The sequence below is a fragment of the Dyella japonica DSM 16301 genome (genome assembly GCF_001010355.1).
GTDB lineage: Bacteria > Pseudomonadota > Gammaproteobacteria > Xanthomonadales > Rhodanobacteraceae > Dyella > Dyella japonica.
Map to the genome: position 1 here is coordinate 21,908 of NZ_JPLA01000022.1, position 11,812 is coordinate 33,719.

5 protein-coding genes and 2 pseudogenes are annotated in these 11,812 nt (G+C 57.0%); 5 read left to right on the forward strand and 2 right to left on the reverse strand.

The genetic code is table 11. The annotated features are described in order from the left end of the window. The first annotated feature begins 93 nt into the window (after positions 1-93). The 4 genes from Y882_RS08290 to Y882_RS08305 all read left to right on the forward strand — a co-directional run bounded on the left by Y882_RS08290 (position 94) and on the right by Y882_RS08305 (position 7,184). The gene (locus tag Y882_RS08290) at positions 94-900 is read left to right on the forward strand and encodes a hypothetical protein (protein ID WP_156171372.1); all 807 of its coding nucleotides are present in this window, start codon (positions 94-96) and stop codon (positions 898-900) included. Between the two features lie 251 nt (positions 901-1,151). Then, on the forward strand, positions 1,152-2,705 hold the full coding sequence (locus Y882_RS08295) for a class I SAM-dependent DNA methyltransferase (RefSeq protein ID WP_046971444.1): 1,554 nt from the start codon (positions 1,152-1,154) through the stop codon (positions 2,703-2,705). After that, positions 2,695-4,053, forward strand: coding sequence for a restriction endonuclease subunit S (locus tag Y882_RS19225; RefSeq protein WP_082121013.1), 1,359 nt, complete (start codon positions 2,695-2,697; stop codon positions 4,051-4,053). Before Y882_RS08295 ends, Y882_RS19225 begins: the two co-directional genes overlap by 11 nt. After that, on the forward strand, positions 4,050-7,184 hold the full coding sequence (locus Y882_RS08305; protein WP_046971445.1) for a type I restriction endonuclease subunit R: 3,135 nt from the start codon (positions 4,050-4,052) through the stop codon (positions 7,182-7,184). The genes Y882_RS19225 and Y882_RS08305 overlap by 4 nt, the downstream gene beginning before the upstream one ends. A gap of 200 nt (positions 7,185-7,384) precedes the next feature. On the opposite strand, the gene Y882_RS08310 is transcribed toward Y882_RS08305, so the two are convergent. Then, positions 7,385-8,359, reverse strand: coding sequence for a site-specific integrase (locus Y882_RS08310; protein WP_244466294.1), 975 nt, complete (start codon positions 8,357-8,359; stop codon positions 7,385-7,387). 2,020 nt (positions 8,360-10,379) lie between these two features. Then, positions 10,380-10,611: pseudogene (locus tag Y882_RS20775) on the reverse strand (IS110 family transposase); the annotation flags it as partial. A 1,025-nt stretch (positions 10,612-11,636) separates the two neighbouring features. On the opposite strand from Y882_RS20775, the pseudogene Y882_RS20970 reads away from it, so the two are divergent. After that, positions 11,637-11,756, forward strand: a pseudogene (locus Y882_RS20970) (ESPR domain-containing protein); the annotation flags it as partial. Between the last annotated feature and the right edge of the window lie 56 nt (positions 11,757-11,812).

Genomic DNA, 11,812 nt, shown 5'->3' on the forward strand with positions numbered 1-11,812 from the left:
GGTCTTCCGCCCCTGACGCTTCGTTCGAGATCCGACCATCTATTGGTGGTCGTCTCAGGGCGCCTGTCTCGGTCCGGACACTCGCCACTCCAGGTGGCCATTCCTCAAGAGCTTCTCGGCCGCCTGCGGTTCGAAACCATCGGCAGCACTAATCAGGTCCTTATCGCTCTTGTTCGCCAAGCCATTGCCTGGCTGGACGGCAACGGCCTAACGTTGCTCGCCGATGTCCATGAAGGGCCTGTCCCAGCGTCGCTGACGGCGACCAGGGCCATCCCAGGTCATCTCGTGGGGCAGGCGAAGCAGGATTTCATCCAGTCCCTGGATGACCTTTGGCCCAATGCCCGCCTTAGTTCAGTGCCGCGGGACGGACATTTGCTTGCCGTCCAGATGGAGCGACAACCCAGAGCGGACGCTCAGCTCACTCAGATTTCCATTCCCAACGAAGTCCTGATACGCCTGCAGCGCGATGGTGTTGGTGCAGTCAGTCAGTTGGTTATTTCGCTCGCTCGCTATGCCATTCGTCGATTGGACAACGAGAAGCTTTCTTTGGATGTCGCAGCAGAATCAGCAGCTCAACCGATCTCAACGGATGAGCCAAATGCGAAGCAATCTACTGGTGGCTTTAATGGGGCTCCCCAAGCGGCGGAGGGTATGACAGTCGCGGCTTTGATGAACGCGCTCTCAAAGCTCCCCAAAGACGCGTATGTCGCGTTCGGCGAAGGTGACAGACGCTGGTGGGATATAGACCGAGTGGAATTGGCTAATGATCATGCGTGCCAGCGCCCCCCGGGGCGTCAGAAAATCCCCACAGAACAAGGTGCGGCTGTTGTATTGCTCCGGGGAAGCCCATCTGACGTCTACGAATTTGACGCCAGCGAGATCGACGACATTGGGGACTAGGTCGGGCTGGCGAAAGTACTGTACTAGCTGGCAAGAAGAGCCGATGGTGATAGGTGTTGTAGAAAAAGCCGAGACTCAAGCCCGCTGCCAAACGTCCGATTTAGTGACCAGAAGATCAAACTGGTGAGCAAAAAGTGCTGATGGTGATGGTGTTGGTTGTAAAGCAGCCTGCATAGGCTGACAAAGCCACACTCATGAAGACAAAGTTCAAACATGCTGTCCAGTAACGCACACGGAAAAGCGAAAAGCTAATGATCGAAGATATCAAAAAGACACTCTGGGCCGCTGCCGACAAGCTGCGCGCCAACATGGACGCCGCCGAGTACAAGCACATCGTGCTGGGTCTCATCTTTCTCAAATACATCTCCGATACGTTTGCTGGGTGCCGTGCGGAGCTGACCAAGCGTTTCGCTGACGAAAACGACGAATACTTTCTGCACGACGCCGACGAGAAAACCTTCGCCGACGAGCTCGAAGATCGCGATTACTACAAGGCCGTCAACGTCTTCTGGGTGCCAGAGAACGCGCGCTGGGAAAATTTGCGAAACGCCGCCAAGCAGACCGACATTGGCAAGCGCATCGACGAAGCCTTGGCTGACATCGAAACCGAAAACCCCAAGCTCAAGGGCATCCTCGACAAGCGCTACGCCCGTGCTCAGTTGCCAGATGGCAAGCTCGGCGAGCTGGTGGACCTCGTCTCCACCATTGGCTTCGGCGAGAACGCCAGTCAGGCGCGCGACGTGCTGGGGCAGGTCTACGAATACTTCCTTGGCCAGTTCGCCAGCGCTGAGGGTAAAAAGGGCGGACAGTTCTATACGCCGGCCTCCATCGTGAAAACGCTGGTCGCGGTGCTTGCTCCGCACCATGGCAAGGTCTACGACCCCTGCTGTGGCTCGGGTGGCATGTTCGTGCAGTCGGAGAAATTCATCGAAGCCCACGGCGGCAAGCTTGGTGATGTATCCATCTACGGGCAGGAATCCAACCCCACCACGTGGCGATTGGCGGCGATGAACCTCGCTCTTCGCGGCATCGACTACAACCTAGGCAAAGAGCCCGCCGATACGTTCGTGCGCAACCAGCACCCGGACCTGCGCGCCGACTTCGTGCTGGCTAATCCTCCGTTCAACGTTAGCGATTGGTGGCACGGCAGTCTGGAAGGTGACCCTCGCTGGGTCTACGGCACACCGCCGCAGGGCAATGCCAACTACGCGTGGCTACAGCACATGCTGTATCACCTCAAAGCCAACGGTCGCGCGGGCATTGTGCTCGCAAACGGCTCGATGAGTTCCAGCCAGAACTCCGAAGGTGACATTCGCCGCGCCATGGTGGATGCCGACGTGGTGGAGATCATGGTGGCCTTGCCCAGTCAGCTCTTCTTCAATACCCAGATTCCCGCCTGCCTATGGTTCCTCGCCAAAGAAAAGACCGCGCGCAAGGGCGAGGTGCTGTTCATCGACGCTCGTAAGGTCGGTACGATGATTAGCCGTGTTCAGGCTGAACTCACTGACGAAACTATTGAGCACATCGCTGGCACCGTGGCGGCTTGGCGCAGTGAAGAGGGCGCTAGCGACTATGCGGACATTCCCGGCTACTGTCGCTCGGTTAAGGTTGTCGAGATTGGCGAACACGGCCACGTGTTGACGCCAGGGCGCTACGTCGGTGCCGAGGAAGTCGAGGACGACGACGAAGCCTTTGGGGAGAAGATGCAGAAGCTCACCGAGAAGCTTGGCGAGCAAATGGCCAAGGGCGCGGAGCTGGACCAGTTGATTCGGCAGAAGCTGGGGGGGCTGGGGTATGAGTTCTGATAGCCCCGCATGCGTTGAACTTCGTCAACGGGTTCCGCCGAGTTGGGATGTTCAACCACTATACGCCGTTACCGATTTCCAGGAGGGGCCGGGAATCCTTGCAAAGGACTTCAAGGATTCTGGAGTCCCACTCCTGCGCCTAAGAAACATTGAGGGCTCAACGGTGCAGTTGGCCGGTTGCAACTATCTCGATGAAGAAAGGGTGGCTTCAAAGTGGAAGCACTTTGAACTCAAGCAGGGTGACCTCCTTATAAGTACCAGTGCCTCACTTGGCCGAGTCAGTGTTGTTGGGGCTGAAGCAGTCGGGGCTGTCGCCTACACGGGGATTATTCGATTTCGCAGCAACAGCGGATTCTTACACCATGAGTACCTGCGGGCATTCCTATCCTCCCGCGCTTTTGTTGAACAGGCTGAAAGGATGGCGACCGGAAGCGTCATCAAGCATTTCGGTCCGTCGCACTTGCGACAGATGGCAATCACGTTGCCAAGCCTACGAGAGCAAGTGCAGATAGCGGAGCTGTTTGATGCACTCGACGAACGCATCATGGTCCTGCGCGAAACCAATGCCACCCTGGAAGCCATCTCGAAGGCGCTGTTCAAGTCCTGGTTCGTCGATTTTGACCCCGTCCGCGCCAAGCAGGAAGGCCGCGCACCTGAAGGCATGGACGAAGGTACGGCCGCATTGTTTCCGGATGGATTTGAGGAGTCGGGGCTAGGGTTGGTGCCGAAGGGGTGGCGGGCTGGGTCCGTGTATTCGTTGGCGAATTTCATCAATGGTGCGTCGTACAAGGCCTTCGAGCCGAATGCAGAACGCCGTGGCCTGCCGATTGTAAAAATCGCAGAGTTGAAATCTGGGATAACTGCTCAGACGGCATTTTCTGATTTGGAAATGCCCGAGAAGTACCAATTGAATTCGGGCGATATCTTGTTTTCTTGGTCAGGAAATCCAGGCACGTCGATTGATACTTTTGTTTGGTCGCATGATCAAGCGTTGCTAAATCAACATATCTTCAAGGTCGTGCCAAGTACCATTGAAGATAGGTCATTCGTCCTTCTAGCGTTGAAGCACCTCAAGCCTGTTTTTACCGAGCTTGCTCGCAACAAGCAAACGACTGGGTTGGGACATGTCACAGTGGCTGACTTGAAAAGACTGCAAGTCGTTAAACCGGATTCGGGCCTTTTGGCGGTTTGGAACGAAGTCATATCTACAATCGTTGACCAAGCCTTTGCGGCGATGCAGCAGGCCCATACCCTTTCCGCCCTGCGCGACTCCCTGCTACCTCGTCTAATTTCCGGCCAACTCCGCCTCGCCGAAACCGAAGCCGTCGTTGCCTTAGGGCCCACATGACCGAAGACCAACTCGAGCAGGAGGCACTGAGCTGGCTGGCCGACGTCGGCTATACGTGTCTGTTCGGACCTGATCTCGCACCAGAGGGAGTCGACGTCGAACGGGCTGACTATCGGCAGGTGCTCTTGCCTGAACGTCTGCGCAGTGCGATAGCTCGCCTCAATCCGTCCATTCCGCTGCAGGCGAGGGAAGACGCCTTGCGGCAGGTGCAGGACATGGGCATCCCAGTCTTGCTATCGGCTAACCGCCGTTTCCACCAGTTGTTGGTGGGTGGCGTGCCGGTGCAATACCAAAAGGACGGCGAGACGCGCGGCGATTTCGTGCGCCTCGTCGACTGGGCGAATCCAGGTGCCAACGAGTGGCTGGCGGTGAACCAGTACGCCATCAAGGGTGCACAGCATTCCCGTCGCCCTGATGTTATCTTGTTCGTCAACGGCCTGCCGTTAGTGGTGCTGGAGTTGAAGAACCCAGCCGACCAGAACGCGGATATTTGGAAAGCCTACGACCAAATCCAGACATATAAGGAACAGATTCCAGACATCTTCCAGTACAACGAAGTGCTGGTGATATCCGATGGCTCTCAGGCGCGCTTGGGCTCGCTTTCTGCTGATGCCGAACGTTTTATGCAATGGCGTACCATGGATGGCGTTACGCTCGATCCGTTTGGTCAGTTCAACGAGCTGGAGACATTGGTTCGTGGTCTGTTGGCACCTGCCTACCTGCTCGACTACCTGCGCTTCTTTGTGTTGTTCGAGGATGACGGCAAGCTGGTGAAGAAGATCGCAGGCTACCATCAGTTCCATGCCGTGCGCGCTGCAATTCAGCAGGCGGTGTCGGCGTCGAGACCCGGCGCAAATCACAAGGGCGGTGTGGTGTGGCACACGCAAGGCAGCGGCAAGAGCATCACCATGACCTGTTTTGCCGCGCGGGTGATGCAGGAGGCGGCAATGGAGAACCCGACTATTGTCGTCATCACGGACCGTAACGACCTGGACGGGCAGCTATTTGGCGTCTTTTCGCTGGCGAAGGACTTACTGCGCGAGCAACCGGTGCAGGCGACCACCCGGCAAGACCTGCGCGCCAAGCTAGGCAACCGACCTTCGGGTGGCATTGTGTTCGCCACCATCCAGAAGTTCATGCCGGGCGAAGACGAGGACAGCTTTCCCATGCTGTCGGATCGTACGAATATCGTGGTGATTGCCGACGAAGCCCACCGGACGCAATACGGTTTTGAAGCGCAGGTGAAAGCGCTCAAGGCGCCACGGACGGCTGCCATCGACGGCCAGATGCAGCAGGTCGCAGAGCCAACTGTGGTTTACCAGGTGGGCTATGCCCAGCACCTGCGCGACGCGTTGCCCAACGCCACCTTTGTGGCGTTTACCGGTACGCCGGTATCAAGTGAGGACCGTGACACACGCGCCGTGTTCGGCGACTACATCCATGTCTACGACATGCAACAGGCTAACGAGGATGGCGCCACCGTTGCCATCTACTTTGAGTCGCGCCTGGCCAAGATTGCGCTAAAGGCTGATGAATTGCCGCATATTGATGCGGAAGTGGACGAACTGGCCGAGGATGACGAGGAAGGTCAGCAAGCAAAGCTCAAGAGTCGTTGGGCTGCGCTGGAAAAAGTGGTTGGCTCGGAACCCCGCGTGGCTGCTGTAGCGTCCAATCTCGTGGCGCATTTTGAGGAGCGCAGTAAGGCACAGAGCGGCAAGGCTATGGTGGTGGCGATGAGTCGCGATATCTGCGTCCATCTCTACGATGAAATCATCAAGCTGCGCCCGGATTGGCATGATCCGGACCCGGAAAAAGGCGCCATCAAGATCGTCATGACTGGTTCGGCCAGCGACAAGGCGCTGCTGCGACCCCATATCTACAGCGGCCAGGTTAAGAAGCGCCTGGAGAAGCGCTTCAAGGATCCGATCGATCCATTGCGCATAGTGATCGTGCGCGACATGTGGCTCACCGGTTTCGACGCGCCTTGCGTGCACACGCTGTACGTAGACAAGCCCATGAAGGGCCACAACTTGATGCAGGCAATCGCCCGCGTCAACCGCGTCTTCAAGGACAAGGAGGGTGGTTTGGTTGTCGATTACATCGGCATCGCCAATGAACTTAAGAGCGCATTGAAGGAGTACACCGCCAGCAACGGCCGTGGCCGCCCCACAGTCAATGCCGCCGAAGCGTTTGCCGTGCTGGAGGAAAGACTCGACGTGCTTCGCGGTATGCTACATGGCTACGACTACAGCAACTTCCTTACTGGCGGACACCGCTGTTTAGCGGGCGCGGCCAATCACGTTCTCGGCGTGAAAGATGGCAAGAAGCGCTTTGCCGATACGGCCCTCGCCATGAGCAAGGCGTTCAGTCTTTGCTGTACCTTGGACGAAGCCAAGGCAGTTCGCGAGGAAGTGGCCTTTATGCAGGCGGTAAAGGTCATCCTCACCAAGCGCGAGTTAAGCGACAAGAAGAAGACAAACGAGGAGCGCGAGCTTGCTGTCCGTCAAATCATTAGCTCCGCGGTGGTGTCCGACAAGGTTGTTGACGTATTCGAAGCGGTAGGTCTAGACAAACCCAATATCGGCATCCTCGACGATGCCTTCCTCGCCGAAGTGCGGAACCTACCGGAGCGGAACTTGGCAGTCGAGTTGCTCGAGCGTCTGCTTGAAGGTGAGATCAAAAGTCGCTTTGCCGGGAATGTGGTGCAAGAGAAGAAATTCTCCGAACTACTCGCGAACGTTGTGACGCGCTACCAGAACCGAGCCATCGAAACGGCCCAGGTAATTGAAGAGCTGATCGACATGGCCAAAAAGTTCCGAGCTGCCGCGAGCCGTGGCGAGGGACTGGGCCTTAGTGAAGACGAGATCCGGTTCTACGACGCACTGGCCAATAACGAGTCCGCGGTGCGTGAATTGTCGGACGAGATGCTTAAGAAGATCGCCCACGAATTGACCGATAACTTGCGCCAGTACATCACCGTGGACTGGTCCGCTCGCGAGAGCGTGCGCGCCAAACTACGACTAATGGTCAAGCGCATTCTACGCAAATACAAATATCCGCCGGATCAACAGGATGGAGCTGTGGAACTAGTGCTTCGGCAGGCCGAAGCGCTTGGAGAGGCTTGGGCCTGAAGTAGCTCAAGCCGTCTTGGGTAGACCTTTGCTCGTAGTAAAGAACCAGATTTTCTATATTTAGACACAGAGGGGGGAGTGGCTCGACTAGGGGGGGTGTACCGTTTGCTGAAGGGCAAGCAGTTGTGTACACAGCACCGTTCAATGATGCGCAATGGAACTGAGTCGACATTACACCGTTGTCCCGGCGCGGTACCCTTTCACCCTAACCGTTTCGCCAGTTCTCCAACGTCGGGGTGGTAATAGCGAAGCAACATTCGGGTATCGCGGCGCCCCGTGATCTTTGCAAGTTTGTGGAGCTGGGACTTTGATGCCAGGCGTGACGTCGCCTCATGTCTCAGATCATGAAACCGTAAATCGCGGAGGAACGCAGGAAGAGGGCGCGTCATGCTTGCCTTGCATTGGTCTTCGTACGCGGTTCGGTCGCGACGAAGGGCCTGCTCAAAGGCTTGAGGGATTCCGTCAGGGTGAACCGTCAATACCGGACCATTCAAGGCTGATGGGACAGCTGGCATCTTGCGCCTGCCTGCCGCGCTCTTCCCCGGCGGCGGCGCGGCAAGAGAGTGCACGGCAACTTGTGAGAGCGGTACCTCTCGGGAGTTGCCATTCTTGGTTTCCGGGAGGTATGCAACGCGGCGATCAAGGGCGATGTGCTCCCAGCGGAACGCGGCGATTTCGCTGGGCCGCATCGCTGTCTCGACAGCGAGGGTGATGACCGTCGGCAAAAGGTGGGATTCGCTGGCCGCGATGACGAGTTCAAGCTCGTTTGCTGTTCGATCATCTCGGCGGCGGTTAGGGGCATCAGCACCAACTCGCCGTGTCCTGGCATTTGCCACGGTTGGTTTGCATAGATCCACAGGAATTGAGAGGATCTCCATCTGCCATTCTCTTCTGGTGGATGTTGAAGAGGTGCGAAAGTCTAGCGAGGCGCCGCAACTCGGTCGCAGGGGCCAAACCGTCGTCGAGCCAGCTGTCCCGTTGCCGCGCAATATCTCCACTTCGATAGTTGCCACGATGCGGACAGCCAATGAAGTCTGGCGCCAAAGGTGCAGCACCGACTTCTCACGTATGGCCCCCTTCAGGGCCGGGATGATCTCGGTCTCGTAGCGATCAAGCAATGAGTGTAGGGTGGTGCTCTCCGCCTCGCTACGATCGAGCCATACACCGCGGTTCATCCCGGACTGGATCGTGGCGGCCAGGCCTCCGCACCCGCCTTGGCGTCGAAGGTCTTGGTCTGTGATGGCCATCCAGGTCGCCTAATCTGTGCTTCCCACGAATACCGGCCGCGCTTCCGAAAGGTAGCCATGCCACGGCCTCGTCGTTGGTGTGGCAATTATGTGGCATCAAAGTCATTTAATCATATAAATTGTTGATTAAAATAACTTCAATAACGCATTCGTAAACGGGGGCGCCGCTGACCGTAACGCCTTGTGCAAGAAAACTGATGCGTGGCGCCGCCGGCTGGTCGGGCCTCCTTTGCTTACGACTGAACATGGCGATCTGTGGATAAGTGGAGGGGGCAGTGATGCTGAAATCTAGCGTTCGCCGGTCAGATATTTATGCATGGAGGCGAGACTTGACACAAAAATAAGGTTGATGAAATTCGTTACCGCCAAGAGCCACCACGAGTAGCGGAGCGTCGTAGAAGAATCTGCGGCTGACCACTATGAATACGATCGCCGAAATGAGCGCCATTAAAATGATGGCCCGCGGCGTTCCATAGCGCACGGCGGCACCGCAGCCCGCGCGTTGCTCAATTACTCGTTGGGCTACAAGATGGCAATGTGGGTAGATAACGTGGCGAGCTTTCATGCATGTCTGAAGCCGAATCGGCAGAAGAGGCCTGGGTCCAAGCGTCCCAAAAAAGCGCGAACCGGAACGTGAAGCAACCGCGAGGCAAATTGGCACGGTACCAATAGTGCGCAGAGGGAAACATCAGGCGCGTCGGATTTTTCGGGCACTCGGATGGAACCTCCAATTCCGGCCATTGAAAACTGTGTCTATTGGTGGAGTACGCCATGGTACTCGTGTGACGATCAATCCCATGCGGGCAGACCGTCATCTCAGAGCCGCCAATGTGGGCACAAGTTTGACCGCCCTGGGGTTGAGGCGACGCCGAGCAAGGTCCGATCGCAGGCCCTGCTCAGAGAACACGAGCATTTCGAGCTCGCCCTCAGGCAGGCGAGGTTACACTACCTTTTGATGCGCCACAGGATCACTCATTTGCATGCCACTCACGCTGGTATACCGCGGATACGCGGGCGACTTGCATGGCGATGAACCACCGTCGACCAACCCAACTCGTCGTGCGTACGGGTCGGCTGCGCACGTGAAAGCCGGCTGTCACGCCTTGGCCTCCGTCCGGATCGTGAGCCATGGCCACACCTTATCCCTCTGATGGTTCGATGTCGGGATTGTCACGTCGGCGACTCGCGTGGCCAACAAAGCGAATCCGAAAGGAGGATCCTTCTCGTTGCTGTCTCCGTCACAAGCTTCCTCGCTGGCATGAGGTTTGCCGGCCGTTCCCCAGCCTTTAACGCCGTCTTCAGTCCGGCCGCCTGCGCGGCGAGTACTTGGTGCGTTTGCGGGGCATGGGTGTCCGCCGTGCTCTCACACGGGCGGGACGGCAGCCAGCGCGTGTTGCATGTCACTCTTGTCATTGGCTCGCCCGTTCGCCACAACTCAGCCTGGGTATCGGCGGCGATCGGTTTCGCGTCGCGTCATGATGTTTAGGAGCCGGCACAGACATCCTTGGCTACAGCCGCGCTCCCTTTCCGTCAGTTTGGCTGGTAAAACTTGCCCGTACATGCCAGCCTTTCGTTGTACCCGGCAACGAAGGTCAACGGTTCTCCACTGAGCCAGGCCGACTCGACCGCACACACAGTGAAACATAGACCACATGCCTTGCAGCCACATACACCATCACAGCCTGGTGGGCACGTCGATTCGCACAGGCACGGAATGCGTTCGACCGGGTGAACGTCTCTGAATACGTAAAACCCGCCGGTGCCCGGATAACGGTGGCGGCCCTCGTCGGAAGGCTGGCCCGTAAGGGTGGGCGCGTCGAAAGTGTCTGAATTGCTCATGGTGGGGCCAATGTCGTACATCGTAGTAGTTTACTGCCTGACGACAATCGCGAGTGCCAAAGACCGCTTGAATCAGACGTCTCCTAGCAGGCAGGTGGGAGTTACTCGCGCGCACGCGGTGCATGGCCTGAAGATCTTGTTGCGCAATGCTCTTTACGCTCACAAAGCGCATGCTCCGTCGACTCATCGCCTCGGAGATCGCCTCCGCATCCCTGGTATCACTCTTAATTGTTCTTTACATACGGCTTCACACACTACAGCGTGATCAACTTCACCTCGTAGCCCGGCGCCCGTAGCTGGCGTGCCCAATGGTGCGCACTGCTGCACGCCTCCATCCCGATCTCGCAGCCCGGCGCGGCCACCTCTTACACAGCGCTCAGCCAACGATCTCGCGGCAGGCGACGACGCCAAATCGGTTGCTCTTGTCGATCAACCCCGTGGACCTGGAAAACCTGTTTGGCAACGTCTACTCCCACGCGCGTGAGCTTCATGGGTGGACTCCTCTTCGCCGACGACTGGTTCCAATCGCGTCCAGTCTGGCATTCGATGCCGAAGACGGAAAGGAGTCCATCTCATCCGCTCTGAGGGCCCCTTGTCATCAATATGAACAATGGATATGGACCGGAGAATTCCGGCTAGCCCCATGACTTGTAATTAGAGGCTGCGACACTAGCCAACAGGCATACGGCAAAAATGCGTACTGCAAGAGTACTGTTCATCCTTAACTTGTCTAAGAATGGAGATAACAAGAGCGCGCGCATTCATGGGTGGTGATCGAAGCTGCAAATTTACTGCGTAGTTTTACCTAGAGACGAGTTGCGCCGAGAGGCGCGCCAGGCATGCAATACCCCCAATACAGCATGGCCGCATCATTGAAATACGCAATTTTACGCACTCATCCTTGGTAATTATTCCGACGATCAAGAGCCACGTACCGTGCTGTGATACCTGCGCCTCACATCTCGGTGGAGGCTCTTAACAGCAGGGTACGCGTTTCGATCCAATCGTTGGGCAGCAGACTTCCTCAAGCGGCGAGTCGCAAGTGGCACATTGATGAACGCGGATGGCCAATGATGACTTTGGCAAACACATGAGTCTCACCATCCTGGAGAACATACTTGTCGCCACGATATGTCGATGGCGCGAACAAGGCTGCGTGATCATATAGATCATGAAATGGTTGGCAACCCGCATTGGCCGGCTTCACATGCCGAACAAAGAATTGCCTTTTGATTTTCAGCGAAGTCATCGCGTCCGTTGTGCGAGTAACTGAGGTTGCATAGGCGCCAGGCGGAAAGTTGAAACTTGCTCCACCGTAGCGTGCCGGAGCACCCCTGGTTCCCATATTCAAGGAGCGGGGATTGGCATGAACAGGGTCTATCTCATCGTATGGAGTCGCGTTCGCCAAGGCTGGATTGTGGCAAGCGAATTGGCTAGGCATCGCGGAAAGACAGGCTCCTCCGCTACATCCTGTCATTCTCGAAACGAGAGGAGGCTAGCAAGTGAAGACATAAGGCGCACTCCAATTGTGGGCGCCACCTG